Source organism: Nitrosospira sp. Nsp14 (assembly GCF_900113575.1).
In the GTDB taxonomy this organism is placed as follows: Bacteria; Pseudomonadota; Gammaproteobacteria; order Burkholderiales; family Nitrosomonadaceae; genus Nitrosospira.
This window is the reverse complement of the sequence record NZ_FOPV01000005.1, coordinates 96,515-121,044: the sequence shown is the minus strand read 5'-3', so window position 1 is coordinate 121,044 and position 24,530 is coordinate 96,515. Positions and strand designations below refer to the sequence as shown.

At 58.2% G+C, this 24,530-nt stretch carries 18 protein-coding genes; 9 read left to right on the top strand and 9 right to left on the bottom strand.

Translation table 11 applies throughout. From position 1 onward, the window contains the following. Nucleotides 1-94 precede the first annotated feature (94 nt). Nucleotides 95-586, top strand: a complete 492-nt coding sequence (locus tag BM022_RS04905) for a hemerythrin domain-containing protein (protein WP_091137354.1) — start codon at nt 95-97, stop codon at nt 584-586. A gap of 442 nt (nt 587-1,028) precedes the next feature. On the opposite strand, the gene BM022_RS04900 is transcribed toward BM022_RS04905, so the two are convergent. The 5 genes from BM022_RS04900 to BM022_RS04875 form a co-directional block, all read right to left on the bottom strand. Next, on the bottom strand, nt 1,029-1,397 hold the full coding sequence (locus tag BM022_RS04900) for a hypothetical protein (protein WP_091137353.1): 369 nt from the start codon (nt 1,395-1,397) through the stop codon (nt 1,029-1,031). Between the two features lie 246 nt (nt 1,398-1,643). Further along, on the bottom strand, nt 1,644-2,018 hold the full coding sequence (locus tag BM022_RS04895; protein ID WP_091137351.1) for a KGG domain-containing protein: 375 nt from the start codon (nt 2,016-2,018) through the stop codon (nt 1,644-1,646). Between the two features lie 694 nt (nt 2,019-2,712). Further along, on the bottom strand, nt 2,713-2,973 hold the full coding sequence (locus BM022_RS04885) for a KGG domain-containing protein (RefSeq protein WP_091137348.1): 261 nt from the start codon (nt 2,971-2,973) through the stop codon (nt 2,713-2,715). A 241-nt stretch (nt 2,974-3,214) separates the two neighbouring features. Next, nucleotides 3,215-4,102, bottom strand: a complete 888-nt coding sequence (locus BM022_RS04880; RefSeq protein ID WP_091137347.1) for an SDR family oxidoreductase — start codon at nt 4,100-4,102, stop codon at nt 3,215-3,217. A 459-nt stretch (nt 4,103-4,561) separates the two neighbouring features. Then, nucleotides 4,562-7,360, bottom strand: coding sequence for a hybrid sensor histidine kinase/response regulator (locus tag BM022_RS04875; protein ID WP_091137345.1), 2,799 nt, complete (start codon nt 7,358-7,360; stop codon nt 4,562-4,564). 292 nt (nt 7,361-7,652) lie between these two features. Here BM022_RS04875 and BM022_RS04870 point away from each other — a divergent pair, with 292 nt between their 5' ends. From BM022_RS04870 to BM022_RS15100, 5 genes are all read left to right on the top strand, one after another. Next, nucleotides 7,653-9,770: a hybrid sensor histidine kinase/response regulator gene (locus BM022_RS04870; protein WP_091137344.1), complete on the top strand. Its 2,118-nt coding sequence runs from the start codon at nt 7,653-7,655 to the stop codon at nt 9,768-9,770. A gap of 168 nt (nt 9,771-9,938) precedes the next feature. Beyond that, nucleotides 9,939-10,850 carry an alpha/beta hydrolase gene (locus BM022_RS04865; RefSeq protein ID WP_143079523.1) on the top strand — a complete coding sequence of 304 codons (912 nt, stop codon included), beginning with the start codon at nt 9,939-9,941 and terminating at the stop codon, nt 10,848-10,850. Nucleotides 10,851-11,366: 516 nt separating this feature from the next. After that, nucleotides 11,367-13,472 (top strand): PAS domain-containing hybrid sensor histidine kinase/response regulator, encoded by a 2,106-nt coding sequence (locus tag BM022_RS04860; RefSeq protein WP_256208937.1) that lies wholly within the window; start codon nt 11,367-11,369, stop codon nt 13,470-13,472. Nucleotides 13,473-13,930: 458 nt separating this feature from the next. Beyond that, a complete protein-coding gene (locus BM022_RS04850) occupies nt 13,931-15,019 on the top strand; it encodes a cobalamin-independent methionine synthase II family protein (protein ID WP_091137340.1) in 1,089 nt (362 codons plus the stop codon). Next, entirely contained in the window at nt 14,968-15,294 is a 327-nt protein-coding gene (locus BM022_RS15100; RefSeq protein WP_143079522.1) for a hypothetical protein, read from the top strand. The genes BM022_RS04850 and BM022_RS15100 overlap by 52 nt, the downstream gene beginning before the upstream one ends. On the opposite strand, the gene BM022_RS04845 is transcribed toward BM022_RS15100, so the two are convergent. Beyond that, a complete protein-coding gene (locus tag BM022_RS04845) occupies nt 15,251-16,528 on the bottom strand; it encodes an O-acetylhomoserine aminocarboxypropyltransferase/cysteine synthase family protein (protein WP_091137339.1) in 1,278 nt (425 codons plus the stop codon). The two genes, BM022_RS15100 and BM022_RS04845, sit on opposite strands and share 44 nt — an antisense overlap. An 851-nt stretch (nt 16,529-17,379) precedes the next feature. After that, entirely contained in the window at nt 17,380-18,420 is a 1,041-nt protein-coding gene (locus BM022_RS04840; RefSeq protein WP_091137337.1) for a fatty acid desaturase family protein, read from the bottom strand. 174 nt (nt 18,421-18,594) lie between these two features. Between BM022_RS04840 and BM022_RS15690 the strand changes: the two genes are divergently transcribed. From BM022_RS15690 to BM022_RS04825, 3 genes are all read left to right on the top strand, one after another. Then, nucleotides 18,595-19,077, top strand: coding sequence for a MarR family transcriptional regulator (locus BM022_RS15690; RefSeq protein ID WP_218146831.1), 483 nt, complete (start codon nt 18,595-18,597; stop codon nt 19,075-19,077). Beyond that, on the top strand, nt 19,067-20,560 hold the full coding sequence (locus BM022_RS04830; RefSeq protein WP_091137335.1) for a hypothetical protein: 1,494 nt from the start codon (nt 19,067-19,069) through the stop codon (nt 20,558-20,560). Before BM022_RS15690 ends, BM022_RS04830 begins: the two co-directional genes overlap by 11 nt. 405 nt (nt 20,561-20,965) lie before the next feature. Beyond that, a complete protein-coding gene (locus BM022_RS04825; RefSeq protein WP_091137334.1) occupies nt 20,966-22,468 on the top strand; it encodes an FAD-dependent oxidoreductase in 1,503 nt (500 codons plus the stop codon). A gap of 116 nt (nt 22,469-22,584) precedes the next feature. Here BM022_RS04825 and BM022_RS04820 read toward each other — a convergent pair whose 3' ends face one another. Then, nucleotides 22,585-23,214 (bottom strand): hypothetical protein, encoded by a 630-nt coding sequence (locus tag BM022_RS04820; RefSeq protein ID WP_091137332.1) that lies wholly within the window; start codon nt 23,212-23,214, stop codon nt 22,585-22,587. A gap of 339 nt (nt 23,215-23,553) precedes the next feature. After that, on the bottom strand, nt 23,554-24,039 hold the full coding sequence (locus BM022_RS04815) for an MgtC/SapB family protein (protein ID WP_091137454.1): 486 nt from the start codon (nt 24,037-24,039) through the stop codon (nt 23,554-23,556). Nucleotides 24,040-24,530: the final 491 nt, after the last annotated feature.

Sequence of the window (24,530 nt, the reverse complement as noted above, 5' to 3'; positions counted from 1 at the left end):
TCGTCATAGACCATTTACCCGAGGAACAGGCAATCGGCAATTCGCAGCCATTTGCAGCCGACTCTATAACCAACCACACCAATGGAGAAATACCATGCCCACAGCACAAACCAGCACTGGAAAAACGGCCACGCGCCGCACCAAAAATGACGCTATCAAGCTACTGACGGCCGATCACGCCAAAGTAAAGAAAATGTTCAAGGAATTCGAGAAACTGAGTAAAAAGGACGACGAGGAAGGTAAGCAGGAACTGGCGACGCAGATCTGCCAGGAACTGATGGTACATGCGCAATTGGAAGAGGAAATTTTCTACCCCGCGGCGCGCGAAGCCATTGAGGATGAGGAATTGATGAACGAAGCCGTGGTCGAGCACAATTCAGCCAAGGAGCTGATCGCGCAGGTCCAGTCGATGGGCGCATCGGACCCGATGTTCGATGCAACCGTAAAGGTGCTGGGCGAGTATGTCAACCATCACATCGAGGAAGAGCAGAACGAGATATTTCCCAAGGTCGAGAAAGCCAAGGTAGATCTTGAGGAAATCGGCGCTGAAATCGCGCAGCGAAAAGAGGAGTTGATGGAGGAATAAGGTCCAAGTCCGGCGGCGGCACGAGATAGCGCCGCCGGTGAACGTTTTTAAGGAGCAAACAAAACCCGCAAGGAGATGACCTTGCGGGTTTTTCTTTTCCTGCATCTTTTTCCTGTACTTTTCTGTACCCTCGGCGCTGCAACGCGTCTTGGGGTGGCGGCGTGGTGGCGTGGCTTGAGGAGGAGGTGCGCTTTTCCCATAGCCGCATGGCGTTGTCATGTGACATAGTCAAACAGCGCGTCATTGCAGACTGCTGAGGACCGAGTGCTATCCACGCTCATGCCGTCATATTCAGGCAGCATTAATGATAAAGAAACCCCGCCACGGGGTATTTATGGTCACCCCCACATCGCAACTCAAGGAGGTCCCGTGGGGCCTCCTTGCCCGCCCCCATTTTATCCCTTCAAGCCTATCGCCCCGCCGGGATTTGTTCGGAGATGCCTTAGTACCCTCCTCCCGATCCTCCGGATGACCCCGTTCCGCCCGACCCCTGTCCCTGACCGGTGGATGAACCGCCGGAAGGAGTGCCGGGCTGCCCCGATGCACCTTGGCCAGAGCGCGTTTCACCCGGTTTTTGTCCTTGGCCGCCCTGCATCGATGAGGACCCGCCTTGCTGCATCGAAGAGGAACCCTGGCCGGGCTGCCCTGACTTGGAGCGATCTACAGGTCCGCCATGCCCGGACATGTCACCGTGCTGACCGGTTTGGTCTCCCGCACCCGCCGCATACGCCGCGCCGCTGATGCCAAGCACAATAACGCTTGCCAGAGTCGCAATTCGGGCCGTATTTTTGAAAAGAGGAATATGTCTCATGATGTGCCTCCAGTAATTTCAGCGACATTGCTGTAGCTTCTATGCTACTCAGAACAGGTGGTTGTTCCGTACGCTTACGCACAGAGCACAGGTAACGACCATCAAGGAAGCCGCACGACCATGCGCCGTCCGGGTTGGGGAGGGCAATTCCTGCGAGCCGAGCGTCATGGCCGCAGCACCTCCATTTGCTCTCTGCGCGCCGGCTTTAGCTGCCGGTGAACCAGTGCGAACCGGCGAGTGAATACCCTAAGCGCTGCTTCGGTTGCCGCTCTTGCCGCTGCGGGAAGCCTCGCCGCCCTTGCGGCCCGCTACGCGAGCCTCTGCGGAATCGAACTCGTGCGCGGTGCCTCTTTCATGGGCCGCCTTGCCACCTTTGCGGCCCGCTTCACGGGCCTGTTCGGAATCGAACTTGTGCGCTGTGCCTTTCTCATGAGCAGCCCGGCCAGCCTCCCGGGCTTCTTCAGAATTGAACTCGTGCGCGGTTCCCTTCTCATGAGCGGCCTTGCCCCCCTTGCTGGCAATCGCACGCTGCTTTTCCTCATCCATGGAAGCAAAACCCCGCTTGCTGGCACCCGCATTGCGATCCCCCCCGCTGCTTCCTTTATCCTTGCTTGAAGCCATGATGGATCTCCTCATTGGGAACATTCAATACTCAATAAAGCCCCTTTGTTGGGCAAATGAGTGGGCAAAATAAGCGATCTCATTTCGACGTTTCCGGTTTCTGATCTCAGCCAAGGAAAGACGGAGACTGATTCATCGTAATTATCCATATTAATTTTCTCTGTTCGTCAGCGCACATCTGCTCCTCTTGCTTTCCCGGATGGATTGTGTAGCTGAAGCCGATGCGCGATGTAGTCAGCGAGGGTGGTGGGAGGAAAATGAGTCAGGGTCCATATGCTGCTGCATACAGGAAGCGGAAGAAGGAGAAAGCGAAGCCGCAAAAAGGACAGCAACGGGATTGGGCCGGCGAGCGCGAGCGGCCAGAACATATAATGCCATCCGCATGCACCGCGCATTCGCGCATTCGAATTTCAGCCGCAAGTGTTTATGCGTTTCGGTCGGGGGTGGTGGGAAAAAACAAAAAATATGGCCTCTTGACTGGCAGGATTACCCGCTGGGGACTTGTCTCCTGCACTTGTCTTTTGTATGAGCAACGGCAGCGATCGATACGTCCTGTGGAAAAAGGGTTGAACACAGGTTGAACGTTGCAAAACGCTAACACAGCTGGGGGGAGAGGTTGCGGCGAAGCGAAACGAAAAAAGGTGAGTGTCCTCACCTTTTTTCTTGCGGTTCCTACACAATCATTTATCGACAATCACTTATGGCTTTGGCTGCCGGACTTCGCATGGGCCGCGGAAGAGCCGCCACGAGATGCAGAACCGCTGCTTCTGCCGCCATGGGAAGCCTCTCCCCCTTTCCGGCCAGCCTCGCGCGCCTCTGCGGAAGTGAACTCATGCGCCGTCCCTTTTTCATGGGCCGCTTTGCCGCCCTTGCTGGCTATTTCCCGTTGCTTGTCCTCATCCATGGAAGCAAAACCTCGTTTGCTTTGGCCACCGCCGCTTTTTGTTGAGGCCATGTCGATCTCCTGTATCCAGATTTAAGATTTTTCCGTCGACACCCGGACGGCGCCCTGAGTGCCGCCATCAATAATGCCTGCGGAAGCCCGTCCGGCTGTACAAGCCCAGACTTGATCCCATCTTAGTAAGCAGCAAGGCGCTTTTATGTACGGAGGCACACATAAACCGAAAATAATCGATTCATTTGTACTTATGCTGCTCCATGGCATATGAATTAACGCACAGCTTTCGTCATGATGCCTAGGTGGGTGGCTGATCGCGGCGACTTTCCTCTTCTCCCGGCTGGAATAATGTGCCTTCCGGATGAAGCGGCGGCATATCGTCCATCTGGCTCATGCCCCGCTTGACGGACATTTTGTCGCCAAGTCCGGGCAACATTGTGGACATCGCGGTATTCACCACTGCCATCGCGCCGACCTTGACGTCCCTTCCGCCCGCCGTAGCTGCTTTCAGAATGGCCTCCGCGACCCGATCCGGTTCGATAACCGGCGGAGGCAATTTGGGTTCCCTGTCCATGTAGTTTTTCGCGTGATGCGGAAAAGGGGTGTTGACGGCGGTCGGCTGGATCAGCGTTATGGAAACCGGCTCTGCGTCCATCTCCTCGATTTCCACACGCAGCGCATCGGTAAACCCCTTGACAGCATGCTTCGATGCGGCGTACATGCCGATAAAAGGCGCAACGGATTCCGATACCTCGCTGCCCAGGTTGATGAGCGCCCCGCCGCTACGTTTAAGATGAGGCAGAGCCGCAAGCGAGCCATTCACGACGCCCCAGAAGTTGACGTCGAACAAGCGCCTGCTGTCGGTTTCGCTTACTTTATCGAGGCGCCCATAAATGGAAACGCCGGCGTTGTTTACCCATGTATCGATCCGGCCGAAGCGACTCACGGCCTCCTGGGCTGCCTCTTCCATTTTCTGCCGGTCCGCGACATCCGCCGCTACATGCAATGCCTCTCCCCCGTCTGCGACGATCCGTCCTACCAGCGCCTTGAGTGTTTCCGCGCTCCGTGCAATGAGGACCAGCCTGGCCCCCTGGCGGGACGCGTGCAATGCCGTCGTCCGTCCAATCCCGCTGGAGGCCCCGGTAATAACAATAACTTGTTCGTTTAGAGGTTTATGTGAAGCCATGGATTGTCTCCTCAAAAAATCGATCTCTCGATACCGCCGAGTAAGCGCCAAGTAAGCGCCAAGTAAGCTTGCCGAAGTAAAATCCTAGGGAATTCAAGCAACGCCTGAGACACCGGGCCGCAAGGGCAGCTTTGCAGGATGAAATTGGAATTGGGTAGAGGAAATAACGCGTCGCCTTCGTGCATGCCACGTACCATGCCATTCGTAAGTTTCGCCGCAAAAGGCACCGTCGCGCCAAGGACTGGGGGGCTCGGGACCGGGGACTCGTTCAGAGTTTCCTATCACCGGTTCTAACAGACAGTGCAGTAGCGCACAGAACGTTCATTCGCCCCTGAAAGGCGCCCCCGTTTGCGTTTGCGTTGGCACAGCGATGAAGGAAAAGCATGACGGGGCAACCCGCGACGGCCAGCCATCTAACCGTGGGATTGTCCCGGGGAAAGGATAGAGGAACTGGGGAGTTTATAGCGAGGTGATCAAGCTCTTCAGGACCTTGAAATCGACTGGCTTGGTAAGGTGATGGTCAAAGCCGCTCTCGCGCGAGAGGCGGCGGTCCTTTTCCTGTCCCCAGCCCGTGAGCGCGACCAGCTTGATATGTTCGTACTGAGGCTGTTCCCGAATGTGCCGTGCCACGTCGTACCCGCTCATACCCGGCATGCCGATATCCATCAGGATCACGTTCGGCTGGTAGTCCGGCAGGGCCGCAAGAGCCGCCGGCCCGCTATCGACGGCTCGGGCTCCGAAGCCCATCGACTCAAGCAGCATCGCCAGAACCTCGCCCGCATCATGATTATCGTCCACTACCAGCACGCGTATGTCGCGGGACGCGGAAGCCCTGCTCCCCGGCGCCGTCGTGCTGGCGGGCGCCGCGGTGATTGCAGAGGTTTGTGTTTGTGACAGGGGCAGGCGCACGACGATCTCCGTGCCTTGATCCTTGCCGCCGCTGTGGGCCTCGACGGAGCCGCCATGCATCTTGACCAGCCGCTCGACCAGATGGAGACCGATGCCCAGACCCTCCTGCGCCCCGGCGCCCATCCGGCGCTCCTGCGCGAACATATCGAACAGGCGCGGGAGCATGTCGGGCAATATGCCGATGCCATTATCCCGAACCGATATGATGGCGCTATCCCCATCCCGGCGGGCGTTCATCCAGATCTGGCCGCCTCTTGGCGTATATCTCGCCGCATTATTGAGCAGATTGGTAAATATCTGCTCAAGTCGAACCGTGTCGCCGTAAACCATCAGCGAGGTCTCTGGAAGCGACAGGCTTAGCTTATGTTGGTTCTCATCGATCAGCGCCCTGCTCGCCTCGACCGCGTTGCGCAGCACCGTGTTCAGATCCACCGCCCCGCGCCGTAATTCCACCTTGCCGCTGGTGATCCGCGATATCTCCAGCAGATCATCCACCAGCCGGACCATATAATCGACTTGGCGGGTAATCACCGGCAACAGATGAGGGAGAGCCGCCTCGCCATCCGGGCGGGCGATCAGCGCCAGCGCGTTCGAAATCGGTGCCAGCGGGTTTCGCAGCTCATGCGCAAGCGTGGCCAGGAACTCATCCTTGCGCCGGTCGGCGTCCAGCAGCGCGGTGATATCGATGGACACACCGACGTGCCCCGCGTACTCATCGGCAGCAGTGAACCATGGCAGCGCATATGACTTCAGCCAACGCCATTCGCCCTGCGCGTTCTTTACCCGCACACGGTGCTGCAGGCGGCTCCGCTTCCGCACCGCCTGCTCCAGCGCCGCGATATAGCCGGGCGCGTCGTCGGGGTGGAGAAAGGATTGCCACCCGTTCGGCATGAGTTCGCAGGCGGACATACCGAATGTGTCGAGGAAGACCTGGTTGAGGTAAACCACATGACACTGGGCGTCCACCTGCCAGATCAGCGCGGGCGATGCCTCCGCCAGGGCTCGGAACCGTGCCTCGCTCTCGCGCAGGTTCTGTTCGGCGCGCTGGCGCTTGGTAATGTCGATCACATACCCGACGCTCTCGCCCGCGTCGAGCTGCTTTGCGGTAAACAACCCCCACCAGCGCGAGCCGTCGTCGCGGCGGAACTCCTGCTCGTAGGAAACGGTTTGCCCGGTTGACTTGAATTCGCGGATGGCACGCAAAGCCAGCTCCCGCCATTCCGGCGGCGTCACAATATTACAGTGGCCCAAACCCGCGCGCTCATCGTGCTGGTCGAACCGGCTCATTTTCAGGAAAGCATCGTTGGCTTCGGTAATCCCGCCGCCACCGTCGAAAAAAATAACGCCAATGGTGTCGATCTCGAGCGCCCGCCGGAAGCGTTCCTCGCTCTCGCGCAGCGCCTCTTCCGCCTGCTTGCGCTTCTTCACATGCATGGTTACGTCGATGCCGTGTCCAAGAACGCGCTCGCAGGTGCCGTTCTCGTCCAGCAGCGGCAAATAGACGAGATCGATGTAATGCTCTTCGGCCGGACTCCCATCGCCGGGGCTTAACTTCACCGGAAGCTCGAAGCCGACGAACGGTTTGCAGGTGGACATGACTTGGGTGAGCCGGTCCTGGAAACCGCATTCCGCTGTCTCCGGCAGCGCCTCAAAGGCCGGACGGCCGATCAATTCGCGCCTGCCGACAAGCTGGTAATACGCATCATTGGCGAATTCGAAAATGAAATCCGGGCCCCGCAGCACGTGCAGGAACGAGGGCGCGGTACGAAATACCTCTTCCAGCAACTCGATCCGCTTCGCCTGCAGCGCCTCCTTAAGTTGGACCCGCTCGGCCTCGCGCCGGCGCGCATTGACCAGGTCCGTTGTGTCGACGACAGTCACGAGCACGCCGCCCGGGGGGGTCTCATCGAACCCCGGTTGGCCGGGCAACGCGCCTGGAACGGGGCTGTATGTGAGCCGTAAAAAACATTCTTCCGGCGCTCCCTTGCGGTTCAGCACCAGCCGTTGCTCATCGAACAGGTGGGACTCGCGGCGCATCATGACGCCTTCGATGATGGGAGCGGTAAAATCCCAGCCCTCCGGCCAGGATATGCGCACCGGCTGACCAAGGGCGTTGGGATGCTTCACGCCCATCGTATCGCGGAAGCGGTCATTATAGATCTGGATGAACTCAGGGCCCCATAGCAGTATGGTTGCCGACGGCAGCAAAAGGATGATATTGACTGCGAGCTTAAGGTGCGGCGGCCAGCTTTCTATTGGACCCAGACCGGATTCAGCCCAGTCATGTGCAAAAATCTGCTCGCCCATTTCACTGCCGCGCAGCCAGCCGGGTATCTCAGGCAGGCTCATGGATTATGGCTACCTCCATTTTTTTTAATAGGTGCTGGCATTTGCCCTTTATAACATTTCCCGATATCGGAAGCCAACTGTCGCGTAGCTTGCAAAATACAAGCATGAGCATTTGTCGGCATGTGAACGGCGGAAGGCATGCGGATAAACTATAAAGAGGTTATAAACCCGCCTCGTTGACGAAGATCAAAGCAAGAAATAACAAAAATTGCGGCGGCTGTCCTCAAGTCCGCTCTTTGGCGCCAGCTGTTCCCGCTTCCGGTTACCGGCAACAAACGACCACGAGGGGAAAATGATGGAAGATGACGAGAATAACCCACAGCGTCCGGTTGTATCCGATTCCTCCAGCGTGCTGGACGCCAGCCGATGCATGAAAGGCGAGCTTGAGCAGACCAGGGGATCGCTTGAAGAAAGAACGAGCCAACTCGAGCGCTCTCTCTCCGTGCTGCGCGCGGCGATTGAATCAACTTCCGATGCGATTCTGTTCACCGACGAAACTGGGCACATCCTCCTCTTCAACGAGCGTTATCTGCAGATGTGGGGCATATCCCGCGAAGTTGCGGAACATGCTGCACAGCATCGGCAACTGCTTGAGTCCCACTGTGAATGCTTGAAGGATCCGCAACAATTCCTGCAGAATACCGCTGAAATTTACGCGGCGTGGCCGGAGGGAAGCCACGATTTGATGGCGCTTGCCGACGGCAGGGTTTTTGAGCGGTATTCCAGGGCGCAGTATATCGGGGGCAAGCGCTTCGGCCGTGGCTGGAGCTTCCGCGACGTGACCGCGCGCGCACGCACAGCGGAGGCCCTGCGGGAAACCGGCCAGCGGATGTCCTTCATGGCCGACGCGATGCCGCAAAAGATTTTTACCGCACGCGCCGATGGCTCGTTCGACTATCTCAACCGGCAATGGCAGGATTACACCGGGCTGACTTTACGGGAACTTACGGACTGGGGATGGACCCGGCTGATCCATGCCGACGACGTGGACGAGACCTTGCAGGGCTGGCTGCATTCGGTTGGCACGGCGGAGCCGTATCAAATGGAATGCCGCTTCCGGCAGGCAACCGGCGACTACCGCTGGCATCTGCTTCGTGCTCAAGCGCGGCGGGACGTTAACGGAGCAGTCTCGATGTGGGTGGGTTCGAATACCGATATCGATGCGCTCAAGCGCGCGGACAACGAAAGACAGCAGCTGCTCGAGCGCGAGCGAATCGCGCGAGGCGAGGCCGAGCGCGCCAGCCGCATCAAGGATGAGTTTCTCGCCACCCTTTCTCATGAGCTCAGGACGCCACTCAACGCAATTCTCGGATGGTCGCAGCTGATTTTGCAGGGAACAATGCGTCCGGAGAACATACAGCGGGGTCTGGAGATCATCGAGAGGAATGCGCGCGCGCAGAACGAGCTTATCGAGGATCTCCTCGAAATGAGCAGTATTGTATTAGGAAAATTCAGGCTCGACGTGCACCAACTGGATCTGGCTGCCGTGGCCGAGGCAGCGGTTGAATCGATTCTGCCGGCTGTGGAGGCAAAGGGGATTCACCTTCGAAAAACAATCGATCCGGCGGCTGGACTGGTTACTGGCGATAACAGCCGCTTGCAGCAGGTCATCTGGAACATCCTTTCCAATGCAGTCAAATTCACCCCAAAAGGTGGCACGATAGAGGTGGTCGTCGAAAGGGTGGCGTCGCATCTCGAACTGACGGTCAAGGACTCTGGCGCGGGCATCAAGCAGGAGTTCCTGGCGGATGTATTCGACCGGTTTCGCCAGGCGGATTCCTCGCTCACGCGCAGCTACGGGGGACTGGGACTCGGCCTTGCCATCGTCAAACAACTTGTGACGCTGCATGGAGGAAACGTCCGGGCAGAAAGTCCGGGCGAAGGAAAGGGTGCATCTTTTATCGTCAGCCTCCCGCTCGCCCCGGTTAGCAACCAGAAAATGGCCGCGTCTTTGGCGGCTCCCATGCCTTTCGATCCGGATGGGGGCGAAATGACCCTTAGGGGATTGAAAGTGCTTGTGATCGAAGATGAGCCGGATGCACGCGAACTCATTAAAGAGGCGCTCACTCAATCCGAAGCCGACGTGTTCACCGCTGCAAGCGCCGCGGAAGGACTTGAAGTCCTCAAGAATCGGAGGCCGGATGTGCTCATAAGCGACATCGGCATGCCCGAAGAGGATGGATACCAATTCGTTCGCGCGGTACGCAGCCTGCCCGCAGCTCAGGGAGGCCGGACCCCGGCTATCGCGCTGACTGCGTGCGCTCATTCCACAGACCGCACCAAAGCCTTGCTCGCTGGATTTCAACGGCATTTATCCAAACCGGTGGAATCGCACGAGTTGATCGCGACAGTCGGAAGCCTGATCGGATGGACCGGTAGCGAGAAGACAGAGGAAGATGCCCATTCATAACCAACACAAACGACGGGGCAGGCATAACCGGCGGCTGTGATTCGGCTATCTCTGCATACATGGGGAAGCGCGGTATAAGCTGCGCGGACAGTGACTGCGGAATAAAGCCACACGGCTGCCGAACGTGGCACAATAATTTCATTTCACGCCTGACTGGCCGACTCGAGTATGCCCCGGTGGATCCTGATCGCCTTTTTTGCAATGCTGTCGGGAATCGCGGCCGTACTGCTCGCTGCGCTTGCCGTGGGCGAACTTCTTTCCGGCGCAGCGCCCACCCCGGTCAGCACCTTATCCCTATCCCTGGGCGCCGATTTTCCGGTCGAATCGGTGCGGGTCCCCCGCCATGACAATTCCCGCGACGAAGACGCCAGCGTTCATGCCTGGCTGGTTCGGGGGGAACCTGGGGCCGGCGTGATATTGCTGGTGCACTCGATTCGAAGCAACCGGGTGGAGATGCTGAGCCGTGCCAGGTTTCTCAACGAGCATGGCTATGGCGTTCTGCTCATCGATCTGCAGGCACATGGCGAAACGCCCGGCGAGCGGATCACGTTCGGGGTGCGCGAGTCGGAGGACGTGCAGGCCGCGGTGAATTATCTACGCAACGCATTTCCCCGTGAGCGTATGGGGGCCATAGGCGTTTCCCTCGGCGCAGCCGCCATCGTGCTGGCAAAAACGCCATTGAGACTGGATGCGGTGGTGCTTGAATCGCTCCATCCCACGATTGAGGAAGCCGTCCAAAACAGGATGAAGCTGCATGTTGGCGAAGCCGGGTCCATCCTTTCGCCGCTTCTGCTGTGGCAGTTATCGTTCCGGCTTGGCATTCCCGTTACCGAACTGAATCCCATCGGCCATATAGGCAACCTCAATGCGCCAGTTCTGCTGGTCTCCGGTTCCATCGATCAGCATACGCGCATGGCGGAAACCGAACGCTTGTTTGCCGCCGCCCGCGAGCCCAAGGAGATATGGATTGTCCCGGGCGGGGGCCACTTCAACATGCATGCCTACGCCGGCAGGGAATACGAACGCCGCATCATCGACTTCCTTGCCTGGCATCTGCGCGAGCGCAACGCTGCGCACTGATTTCGCACTTGCCCCCCGAGCGGGTCGCTCAGCAGGTCGCGTTGATTCGAACAGATCGGAACAATTGAAGCCAGGAATGTGGAAACACGAGCCGCGAGGGGAGCCTGTCCCTGAGTGGCCGGCGCCGCCAATAAACAGGCTTTCAGGCGTTTTATTGAGTTGTACTGCGTCGTACTGGGTTGTACTGGTTAATCTGGAGACGTATGATATCGTGTTCGCATCACCGTGGACGCTCTTTTGTTCCGGCTGTGCGTCCCCGGTGCATTCATTCCTGGGCTTCGCTATTGTTTTCCCGGCAAGAACTGCCGTAAACAAAACGTATCTCGCCACGGACCCTCTTATTGATTTTTGTGTGTGAACGTACGGAATGGGCGAGTCGATCCGGCTAGCATATTCGGAAAGTAAATTGGCAAAGGGCATGGAACCGTTTCTTGCAGCCCTATCCTGGCCCCACAACGAATACTTTTCGTGCTGTCCTCCGCTGTCGTTGTTTTTGAACCGACAAAAGGAACATATATGGCAATGATAGAAGACAACGAAGAGAAGCTGCTTCGCTGCGTTGCGCTGCAAACCGCTACCGTTATTCTCCAGGCGCGGCAACGGGCCGAGCATGATCTCCGTCAGGCCAAAAAGGAGCTGGAGGAAAAAGCAAAGCAGCTCGATCACTCTTTGTCGATCCTGCGCGCCACCATCGAGACCACCGCCGATGGCATCCTGGTAACCGACGAGCACGGCATGGTCCTGCGCTTCAATGAGCGCTATTTACAGATGTGGCAGATACCGCGCGAAGCGACGGGTTTTCGCGAGCATTGGCATCTGCTGACTTTCTGCTGCAAGCAAGTGAAGGACCCGCACAGTTTCCTGGCGAAGGCAGCGGAAATCTATACGGCCTGGCCTGCCGATACCTACGATGTGCTGGAACTTATTGACGGTACCGTGCTGGAGCGGTTCTCGAAGATGCAGTTCATCGAGGAGCAGAGTGTCGGCCGCGTCTGGAGCTTCAGGGATATCACCGCGCGCCGGCGCGCAGAGGAAGCGGTACGCGAAAGCATCGACCGCCTGCGTTTCATGGCGGATACGATGCCCCTGAAGATATGCACCACCCGGGCTGACGGCGAAGTGGATTACGTCAACCAGCAATGGACGGATTATACCGGTTTGCCCAGCGAGCGGATGATGGGCTGGCAATGGACTCAGCTTATCCATCCAGAGGATCTGGATGAGAATATCAAGCGCTGGCGCTGCGCGCTTGACACGGGAAAACCGTTTCAGATGGAACATCGCATCCGTCAGATCGACGGCCGCTATCGCTGGCACCTGACCCGGGCCCAGGCGAAGCGCGACCCGCGCGGCCATGTATCGATGTGGGTGGCGTCGCATACCGATATCGACGGCATCAAGCGGGGGGATGAAGAAAAAAAGCAGTTGCTCGAGAACGAGCGCGAGGCGCGTGCCGAAGCCGAGCGCGCAAGCCAGCTCAAGGACGAATTCCTGGCGACGCTGTCACACGAACTGAGAACCCCGCTGAATGCGATACTTGGATGGTCCCAGCTTGTGCTGCAGGGAACCATGAGCCCGGATAACGTGCAGCGGGCGTTGGAAACCATTGAACGAAATGCGCGCGCCCAAAACAAGCTGATCGCGGATCTGCTCGAGATGAGCAGTATTATCTCGGGGAAAGTCAGGCTCGACATGCAGCGGCTGGACCTCTCAACAGTGGTCGAGGCGGCGGTCGAGTCCATTGCTCCGGCCGCTCAGGCCAAGGGGATAAGCCTCGTGAAGAGCATCGGCTCCCCCGCGGGACCGGTCTCGGGGGACAACAACCGCCTGCAGCAGATCATCTGGAACCTATTATCCAACGCGGTCAAGTTCACGCCGCGCAATGGCAATGTCGATATCATCGTCGAGCGGGTCGAATCCCATTTGCAGCTCACCGTGAAAGACACCGGCCCCGGCATTCGACCCGACTTTCTGCCCTATGTTTTTGATCGTTTCCGCCAGGGGGACTCGTCGCTTACCCGCCAGCATGGCGGCCTCGGCCTGGGGCTTTCCATTGTCAAACAGCTTGCAGGGCTGCACGGCGGGACGGTTCATGCGGAAAGCGCCGGCGAAGGCCAGGGCGCATCGTTCTTCCTATCCCTTCCACTCGCGCCCGTCATCGACGCCAAGTCACATCTTCTCGGCGCAGCCTCCAGGTCGCTGCCCCCTCACATGGAGCAGATTACGCTTCCCGGGGTGAAAATTCTCGTTATCGATGATGAAGAAGATTCGCGTGGGCTCATCCATGAAGTGTTGACAAGATACGAAGCCGAAGTGCTGTGCGCGGCAAGCGCCGCGGAAGCGTTGGAAATTTTGAAAAACCAGACGCCGGACTTGATCGTCAGCGACATCGGGATGCCGGAAAAGGATGGTTATCAGCTTATTCGCGAAGTGAGAAATCTGGGTGCTGCCCGCGGCGGCAATATACCGGCCATCGCGCTCACCGCTTTTGCGCGGCCCGAGGACAGGATGAAAGCGATGATCGCGGGCTATCAGACGCACCTCCCAAAGCCCGTCGAAGCGCACGAGCTGATCGCCACCATCAGAACGCTGACACGGTGGATGCACAAGCCGGCTAAATAGCCGTAATAAACACGATCAACAGCTGACTGCGAATTCAGTCCTCGATGGCTCCAGTTGCGCAAGGAATCGCATCATAAGCTGCCTTAGAGGTGCCTTGTTTGAGGTGCCTCATAACCGATAAGCAAGCTGCGCCGAGGCCGCTTTCTCGAATTAGGAAGGCGGATAACGCCTCTTTCGGCTGGAGGCGAAGAAGTTCTTCCGGGACCGCCTATCTCCGGCGAAGGATTTCGTCCGCGCGCACATGAGGCGCACGTGGCTCTGCTGCGCGAAAGCAACTTGCCCAAGGCTTCCTGGGATACTGCCGCCCAGTTTGAGCGTGGGGTGCGCACGACTGCGGCTGCACGACTTCACGACGGCCTTGAACCGTCACTGAGCGGCCATATATTAAATTTATATTACATTACAAGGAATGTGGATATAATCCCCAAGCCGATTTTTTTGAGGCAGGAATGGCACCCATGACAATACCGACAGAACCTATCGGCAGCATTCCCCGGCCCCCGGAACTGCTCGAGGCATTGGCGACTAACGATGCCTTCGACCCTAAATTGGACGATCTTTATAAAGACGCGATACGTGACACGATCGCAAGATTCGAAGCAACCGGATCGCCCGTGATCACCGATGGTGAACAGAAAAAGTACCATAACTTCTGGACTTATTCCGTACACGGGCTCCCGAACACGGCGCCCGATGGCTTCACCATCCCGTTCCAAGCGGGCCATAGCCGGCGCATGCCGAAACTTGTATCCGGTCCATTCCGCTACCGGGTTTACGCCGATCAATATCTGGATGTCGCCATGGGTTATGCGCGGGTACCGGTCAAGCAGGCGGTGATCTCGCCATCGGCGTTGAGTCTGCTGTATCCCGCCGACGAGGTCCCCGGCTATTCGCGCGCGGAATTTATCGACGATTTGCTGAATGAACATGAAAGCGAGGTTCGCCGCTGTCTTGAGCGGGGCGCGCACAAAGTCCAGATTGACTTTACCGAGGGCAGGCTGGCGATAAAGCTCGACCCCAGCGGCAAGCTCTTGAACAGCTTCATCGATTTGAACAATCTGGCGCTCTCGCGTTTCAACCCTGAGGAATTGATGCGGATCGGCGTGCATACCTGCCCTGGCGCGGACTGTGACTCCACCCACAGCGCCGATGTCGACTACGCCGAATTGCTGCCGTGCCTGTTCCAGCTGAAAGCGCGGAATTTTTATATTGCGCTTTCTTCAGAACAGGATCGGGTGCGCGTGCTGAAGATCATCCGCGCCCATATGAAGCCGGAGCAGCGGATTTTTATCGGCGTCATCAACCCGATCGACCCACGGACCGAGACTCCTGAAGAAATCCGGGATCGGGTGCTGGAGGCGGCTGAGCATATTCCTGCTGACCGGCTGGGCACGACCGACGACTGCGGGTTTTCGCCCTTTTGCGACGACACTTCCACCAGTCGCGACACGGCGTTCAAAAAGATAGCGGCGCGCGTACAGGGGACCGCACTGGCATGGAAGATAATCTCCGGTCAATCGGTCGTGGAGACATCAAGCTCGACCTGACGATGGAATATGGCTTGGAGCGTCAGAACAACCATGTCAGAACAACCACGACAGCCAAGCCCGGCAATGACCGGATCAAGAGGTACTCAAAGGTACTGAAAGGTAAGGCGACGACGACAAGTCGCGGCCAGGCGCAGGTGGCAGGTGTATCGCGCCCGGTGGTCCCAGAGTATCGAGAATGCGCAGCCGGCGCCAATCTGCCGGATTACCGCGTTGTGGCCGCCGGCCGAATCAAGGAAGAACGGCGTCGAGCGCCTGGCCGATATCCGTTATGATGTCGTCGACATGCTCTATCCCGACGGATAGCCTGACCAATCCTTCGGTAACCCCGGAGGCTTTCAGCTCGTCAGCGTTCAGTTGCCGGTGCGTCGTAGAGGCAGGATGGCATGCAAGAGATTTGGCATCGCCGATATTTACCAGGCGCAGGATCATCTTCAGCGCGTCTATAAACTGCCCGCCTGAAACTGCTCCGCCTCTGATGCCAAAGCTCAGTATGCCCGAGGCTTTCCCCCTGCTGATGCGGTTGCACAGGCCGTGATATCTGCTATTGGGCAAGCCCGCATAATTGACCCATTCCACCTTGGGGTGGCCTTCCAGGTACTGCGCCACTTTCAGCGCATTCTCGCAATGCCTTTCCATCCTCAAGCCGAGCGTTTCCAGGCCCTGGAGCAATAGAAATGCGCTGTGCGGCGATAAGGCCGCCCCGGTATTGCGCAGCGGCACGACCCGGCAGCGGCCAATAAACGCCGCAGGGCCGAAGGCCTCGGTGTAGACGACGCCATGGTAGGAGGGGTCGGGCTCGTTCATCAGGGGGAAGCGTGCCTTGTGTTTCACCCAGTCGAATTTCCCTGAATCCACGATCATTCCTCCTATCGTGGTGCCATGGCCGCCAATATATTTGGTCAGCGAATGCACCACGATATCGGCCCCGAGCTGGAACGGCCGGCACAGGTAGGGCGTGGAAACGGTGCTGTCGACGATCAGCGGCACGCCATTGCGATGGGCGATCTCCGCCAGCTTGCCGATATCGGCGATATTCCCGGAGGGGTTGCCGATCGATTCACAAAAAATCGCCCGGGTATTGCCGTCGATCTGCCTCTCGATGTCCTCGTAGTCATCGTTTGCCACCATGCGCACATCGATGCCTTGCCGCGGAAAGGTATGCGCAAACAGATTGTACGTGCCGCCATAGAGCTGGCTGGTGCTGACGATATTTTCGCCGGCGCTGGTGATGCATTGTATGGAATAGGTGATGGCGGCCATTCCCGAGGCGACGGCAACTGCGCCTACACCGCCCTCCATCTCGGCGATGCGTCGCTCCAGCACCGCGCTGGTCGGATTCATGATTCGGGTATAGATATTTCCCTCGACCTTCAGGTCGAACAGGTCAGCGCCATGCTGGGTATTATCAAACGTATAGGAAGTGGTCTGATAAATGGGAACGGCGGCTGCCTTGGTGGTGGGTTCGGATTGATAACCGTGGTGCAGGGCCAGCGATTCCAGTTTCATTCGGTCCTCCTTGCTCAGGTTCGTGTGGGGTTTACAGTCGATAATGTAAGGCATACCGAGGCGCAAAGTCGAGGACGGCCAAACTGGAAATGTTAAAGGAACCGCTGAACAAATCCTCGCTGAGCGCGCTGCTGTTAAGATCGGGATGATCATAAGGCGCGCGACGCTGGTCGTAGCCGGGACTACGATGCCGAGGAGCGCAACGCCATGGCTCCCCGGAGCGTTGCCCGAGGGGTCCCGCGAAGCGGGGATCGGGCAGCGGCGGGGATGCCAGACCGCGCCAAAGTGCACGTAGGACGCCAACAGCCCGCTACGGGATCGCAATCTTCCTTTGGAAGACACTGCTTTGCCCTTCGCGGTCTCCCCCGATGTTACCGCAACCCTGATGGGACGTGGCTTTGCGGGCGGTCTGCCTTGTCAGGCTCCGAGCGAAGGGGAACGCCCCCAGAGCGTGGCCCGAGGGGCCCTGCGAAGCGAGGGATCGGGTAGCGGTGGGGATGTCGCGACCGCGCAAAGAACCTATTAGGGGGTTTGCACCCCGCTACGGGGTCGCATCTTCCTTCGGAAGACACTGCTCGGCCCTTCGCGGTCGGCACCATTCGCGTCGTCGCCTTTCGCGCATCCCATCCTGCAAAACCACGTCGCGCCAGCGGAGATTTGTTCAGCGGTTCCTTACAGACGCGTCGGGCTGATTGTTCGGACTGTTTTGTTCAATCGGGGGCTTACCGGTCCCGCAGCGCAGAGCGTTCCGCCTCGCGTGCTTGCCGTGCGTGAAACGCCTCCATTCGCGCAGCTTGCTCAACCCCCTTGGTAGCAGCGCTTTACTTGGTAGCAGCCCCTTAAAGAGCCGCTTAAAGCGGCGTGAGAAAAGACATGCCGCTGGCGCCCACTGCGGTTCCCTGCTCCAGGCGTTTCGCAAACCGGTTTCCTTGCGTTTCGCTATTATCGCCCATCACCCGCGCCACCCTGCTGTTGTGGAAACTTGCCAACTGCTTGTGGAACGGTATGATCCGCGCGGCGCCGTTCTCCGACGCTTCGCCGTACAACTTCCGGTGCAGTCCAGGCAGTCCATGCCAGGGCGCGGCGGGGCGTGCATGATGCGCGTTGTGGTAGCCAAAATTGAGGCAGATGAGGTTCAGCCATGGATGCGCAACCGAAACCGGATTGCTGAATGTATGCAGATGCTCATACGTCCGATCGCCACCATGTTTTACTGCTCGGATGTCCTCGCCCCCAGACAGGACGACCTCGTAATTGTGCTGGAACGCATCCATGAAGCGCAGCACTGTCAGGAACATGGCGTAGGCGAAGAGGTAGCACAAATAGGCCTCCGCCGAATATACAAATAGCGCCGCCAGCAGGCTAAAACGGACGAGAATGATTCCGGCCGTGCGCAGCCTTTGATTTTTCTTTTCCTCAAGGATAAAAGGAGCGACCATGAGCGCGGCATGCATTATGAATTCCACTGCCGGGACATACAGCCATTCGAGCGCCTGGACAATCCTGAGCTGGAACGGATGGCGGGCGAGATAGGGCCGGTAGTCGAAGCGAATGACGTCGACGTGCTCGACATGGTGACGCATATGCTGCGCGCGCAGCTCGGCATAGGTTCCATAGCAGCCGCCGGTAAGCCAGTTCAACAGGCTTCCCGTCAGGCCATTATGGCGCGGCGACTTGAACAGCGCATTGTGCGCACAGTCGTGGATCAGGTACGAGGCGATGACCATGCCGTGCGCCAGCGCGACAGTACCGACCGCCATCAAAACGGGGTTTAGCGACAGAACGAGCGTGGCGCCGCCAAAATAGGCCAGGTGGCAATAGATCAACACCGATAGGTTCGGGAGCAGGCTGCCCTGGTAGCGAAAATACCCATTTTCAATTCTGCTGAACATGATTTAAGCTTTTCCTCTGCGGTGCCGCGGTATAGATACGGTTGCATCGATATAGAAGATACATGCAATAATACATGTAATATTACGATTAATAAAGACGTATAATTTTCCCCACACCGATTGCGGCCACTGTTCGATGCCATGTCCTCCCGTGCAGAGGAAGCAGAACCAGAAATGAATACACCTTGCCCATACCCTGATACCAGGCGCCGAGATTTTATTGACCTGATCAACGATACCGACCAGTACTGGGTAGAGGTGATGGGCGACAGGCTCTTCCACGACCTGAATTACTACGACCTATTTACTCGCATGTGGCTGAGACTGAACAACGATCGCGGCAGCCCCGGTGGCACAGTTGAAGCTTTTCGCAAATCCGAGCTGTACCAGCTCATGCCGAATGTCAGTCAGCGTACGGCAATCAAATACATTCAGATCGCGATCGATCAGGGCTTGCTCATTGAGCGGATGGACCCTGGCGACCTGCGTTCCAGGCGCGTCACCATGTCGGCCGATCTCAAGCGGCGGATCGAGCTGTTCCTGGACTACTCCATCTCGGTATTCGAGACGTTTCCCTTGGCGGCATCGCGGGTATTGCCGGGCACATCGCAGGCTGAAGCCGAACCACCCGCTGGCGGAGCCCCACATGACGCCTGACGAGCTTGAAAAGCTTCACGACCGGCAGCAAGACCAGGCAGCGCATGCGGCAGCAAGCCTGAAGCTGCCCCCGCACGCCGATATTTCAGACTTCGTCGACCTCTCCAGGCAGACCATGGGAGCGGTGATAAAAGGCTTCGGCTCGGTGGCGAATGAGGCCGGAAGCTGGGTGGACTCGCTGCCGCTGCCGTTGCAATTGATGACGCAGCCAAAGCTGACGGTCGATCTGACATTGGCGACCCTGGCCTCGGACGCCCCCTTCGGCCTGAGTCTGGCTTCGCTCTGCAAGCTGGCGAGGAACGGCTTCGTTTACCTGAATCTGCGGGATTACGATTCCGATTTGCGTGATGGGCTGAAAGGTCATATCGCGCAGCAGGCCAAGCTCGAACAACTGCTGGGCGCGGGCGGCGTATACATCGGCAGCGCCGTGCGCAAGGGCATATTCGACGCGGCAATTGCCAAACAGCGAGAGAGAAACGCCCCCTACACACGCAGTAGCGGCAGTAGCAGTGGCAGCAGCGGCGAGGCAAATCATTACGAGGCCTATCGCGAAGAGGCAGCGCAGTCGTTGAAGCAGATTGCTGCCAGCTATTCCCGGCTGCCGGATGACGAACCGAACGTACAAAACGCATATTTCCGGGGCAGGCGGCCCGACGCCGAGGCCGTTTTCTGGCATTACGCCTACCTGCGCGCGGTGGAAGGCTATCTCCCGTATGACATCAACCGGCAACTCACGGAGGCGTTCGATCACGCCCCCCGCTCCATGGAAGGCTTCACCGAGTTCATGCGGCTGGCGCGAATTTTCCACCTCAACTTCACCGCGCCGATCACGGCTTCGTTCGGCACCACCTACAACATCACCCCTGGCGAGTACAAGGAGCTGATCAGGCTGCGCATCTATCCGGATGACCCTGTGCAGCGCGACCCCGAGTATGACGAAATAATAGATCAGTTCCTGTATTGCCTGATGGACCGAAAATCGCCTTTGAATGCGCGCAGCGTCGCGAGCCTGAAACTTCGGCTCAGCAGCGATCCCGGAAAAATCGTATTTGACGACGCCATGGTCGATTCGCTGATCGATGTTCTCCAGCGCAACCGCCTCAAGCTCAAGTCTGCGGCGGAAATCCTGCAGCAGCTGGGGTCGGCATCTTATGTTGACGGCAAGCAGGCCGAACTGGAGGACCTGATCAGCCAATACAACGCGATCGAGTCCGAGTCGATCGAGCTTATCGCAAAGGAAAAAAAGCTGGCGAAGGTGTTTACCGCCGGGGCATCGGGAATGGCGGCGTTGCCCGGTCCGCTGGCCTATTTCGGGTTGGGCGTGAGCCTGCCGTGGCTGGCGGCCGCGGCCGCGTTCGGGCCGCTCACAGCGCTGCTCGCCAATCAGTTCACCCCGGCGATCGCCGAGTCCGTGATCAAAAAAGTCAAATTGCCCCGAAAGCTCGACAAGATGCTCTACCGGGTACACAAAATCATCAACTGACCGCGCGGGTCACACAAGATCACTAAGAGTCACTGAGCACAAGGTCACTGAGGACCAATTGGCAGCGCCCGCTACTTCCCTCTCACCCATCGCGCGGGCTAAACGATAACGATTCGGGCGGCCGGTCAGCACGGCCCAAGACGTGCGACCCAGGACGCGCTCCCGGCTGTTCCCATTATATCAAATCCTCCTCTGTGCCGTAGCGTACAGAAAAAAATCAGTGGGTGTTTAACGATAGAACGGTGCCGGTGCCCCTTGTTCCCCTTGTTCCCCTTGTTCCCCTTGTTCCCCTTGTTCCGTAGGCGAATATCGCGCGCACCAGGCATCGTCGCATCAAGATCAGAATCTGCGGCACGTGGCGTGCGGCAAGACGATTACAAACAATCATCTAAAAAAGGATATATCGTGGATACAACTTCCGTCTGGCGCGCCACCGCGCCCATAGCCGCTTTTGAGATGTTGCAAGAGGAGATCGCTACCGATGTGGTGATTGTCGGCGGCGGCATCACTGGGGTGACGCTTGCTTTAAATCTGGCCGAGCAGGGGATTCCCGTCGTATTGCTGGAAACGCACGAGGTGGGCTGCGGCAGTACAGGCAATTCGACCGGCAACCTGTATGAGACCGTCAGCCGCGGTATCCGCGGCATTGTCGAGCGATGGGACAAAGATGTGGCCCATGCTGTAACGGTAGCCCGGCGGGAGGCGGTCGATCAGATCGAGCGCCGGGTCCAGAAATATGGAATCGGCTGCGGTTTCCGCCGCTGCCCGCTATACCGTTATGCGACGGCGCCGGATGCGACCGAACACATTGAAAACGAATACCAGGGCTCGCTTGACGCAGGGATGGCGGTGCATTATGAAGACACTCTCCCGACTCCCTTCCACCCTCCGCGTGGGCGCGTGATGGTTCTGGATAACCAGGCCCAGTTCCATCCACAAGCTTACGTTCGAGAGCTGGCCCGCCAGGCGGCCGGCCACGGCGGCCGCATCTTCGAATATTCGCAGGTGCTTGAGGTCGATGCGGATCGAAGGGTCATCCGCACTGCTGACGGCAAGGTCACCGCTAAGGAAATCGTATTAGCTACTCACTCCCCCATCGGGCTGCACCTGGTGCAGGCCAAGATGGTGGTGAACCGCGAATATGGACTTGCCACGCGCATCGCCAGGAATTCGTTTCCGACGGGGATCTTCTGGGGCAGCGGAGTGGACAGGATTTCTGCGCGCAGCCTCGACGTCGAGAATGAAACCTTTCTTGTCTGTGTCGGGGAGGAGCACAAGACCGGGCAGGAAGACGCCAACATCAACCTCGACCGGCTTGAAGCGGCAACTGCGGCGCACTTCGACGTGCGCGAGATCGCCTTCCGCTGGTCGGCGCAGAATTACAGCCCCTCCGACGGCTTGCCCTACGTCGGCAAGGACGCTACCGAATGCTTCATTGCCACCGGCTTCCAGACTGACGGCCTTACGTGGGGCACGGTCGCGGCCTCGATCATCGCCGACGAGATAATAGGCCGCGACAACCTCTTCGCACCGATGGTCAAGGCGAGCCGGTTTTCGCCGATAAAAGGTGCGAAGGGCTTCGTGGAAGAAAATGTGACGGTAATGAAATCTTTCATCAAGGACTATGTCACTGACCGACCGGAGATCCCGCTGTCGCAGCTCATGCCCGGTAGCGGCGCAATCGTGAAGATCGGGGGCGAGTCGCTCGCTACCTACAGAGACCCTGACGGGACCCTGGTGACCGTGTCGCCCGTCTGCACTCATATGAAGTGCAAGGTGCACTGGAACAGCGTGGAAAAGAGTTGGGATTGCCCCTGCCATGGCAGCCGCTTTGCGCTCGATGGAACGGTGATCGAGGGCCCTGCGATCGAACCGCTGCAACGCCATTTCCCGCAAAATATCGACTAAACGTTCCACTTGGACCGGCCGCGCTGACCGAATCGATGGTACGACCGCCCGCGCAGACAGCTTGGCGACTTCTCAACCGGGCAACGTGGACTGGGTAGCTTAGGGCCCGGCGGCTCTCAGGTCTGGGGATGCTGGGTATGCGCAGCGGCCGCATTCAGGTCGCCGCTCCGCTGCATGTCTTTTAGCGCCTGCAGCAGCATTTGCTCGAGCACCCTGGCGAAAGCCTGCTTGTGGTGAAAGGTTTCCACCGCTTCGGGCACTGCCATGTTGCCGATAGCGGTATGTACCGCGTGCTTGATGCCGGTCCGGCTGGCCGATTTGCCTCGGGCCGTAACGAACACCGACATCTCATAGGTATCCGTGATGGTCTTGCCCAACATCCATAGTGGCAGCCCACTGTGAGCTGTTTCCACGGCCACCGTTTCGGGGTCGGCGATATTGTTGAGCACAATTCTTATTTCCCCCTCGCCACCCTCCTCCACGGGCGTTATCACGCGCGAATTCACCAGTATCCTGTTGGCATAGTCCTTGAGCGGCACGTCCCCCTTGGGGAAAGGTTCGCCATTGCGTTGAAACTCGACCGCAAGATGCAGGCGCAGGGGTGTGGAGCGCGGCTGGACTTCCTTATAGCTGACTTTCGGGTAAGAAGCGCCTAAAAACGACTTTACGGGCGGGCGCGTGCCGCAACCCGCGAGGACAACCAGAGCGATGCAGGTAACGAGCATCGGGGACAGGCCAAGATTCATTCATGCTCCTATAGATTGGCATCCTGCTGCATCAACAGGCAAAACCGGCGAAACGGATGCAAAGGCCTGTGACAGATAGGGAACAGGCTTCAAGCAAGCGTAACGGTCAGCCCCTGGGGCCCCGCCAAGCGCGACAAAAGGGCGACAAAGGCTGAAGCAGGCCGGAACTCCACGAGCTGAGGCATACCAGCACTTTTAAGATTAGTCATTTATTCCGGATGCTGCAAGCCGTGCGGAAAAGAGAGAGAAACAGGCGGCCTGCGTTGTATCCCACCATTGTCAGCAGGCAGGGGCTCCGCACATTCAGGCGGGGACCGCGGAGGATGCTTTTTCGGTGGTTCAGGACCCGCCAGCCTTGCGCCAGATCTTGGGCACAAGATGCAGTATGATCAAAGCCAGGAGCGTACTTAAAACGGCGGAGGCTCCGCGCCCCAGTCCCGCTGTCATGCCGATCGCGGCAGTCAGCCACAATCCGGCCGCTGTCGTCAGACCTTTCACTGTTTGCTCGCTGGTGCTTTTCAGTATGGTCCCGGCTCCCAGGAACCCCACGCCGGTGATAATTCCTTGAATGACACGCGTCAGATCAGCGTCGGCCATGTTCATTTGCTGGGGAATGAGCACGAAAAGCGCGGCGCCCATCGCAACCAGCATGTGCGTACGCGCCCCTGCCGACTTGCCGCTGCGCTCGCGCTCCCATCCCAACAGCCCGCCCAGTGCCGCGGCCACCCCAAGGCGCAGCATGAGGCGGGTAAATTCGGTAGTGTCCGGCAGGTCGGAAAATTCCGCCATTACCATATTGCCGATTTCCTGCCACAATTCATTCATAAGCACCTCCTTGCCAGCATCTCCCAGTGGAACGCCATATCCGGTATCCGGTTGGAAAATCTCACCCAGGGATTCCGGACTCGAGGCCGACGGTCGCGCATATCCGTCCCCCGCGGTTGCAGGACATACTGCCACCGTGAGGGAAAAGCGGCAGATTCGCATTTCCAACCAACTTATTCCCCACGTCCATCATCGCGGCAACGTTTAGCCAGCCTCCGCCTCCCTGATCCTCCGCGATCCTCCCCGATCCGATCCATTTCTACTGAGATGGGCCGGTGCCGCCTCACCTCTTCTTATCTCGCCTGGTGCTATCCATCCACATTTTGCGGAGGACCTTCCGGTTGCTGCCTATTTATTCTAGATCATCCCTACCTCTTCATTGTTCCCCCACGCCTTTTTACCTGCGCCCCTTTTCATCTGCGCTTCACTTTACCGCTGAGCTGTCGTTAACCAGAGTTGTATCAAATATTCAAGACCAACTCGACAGGGGA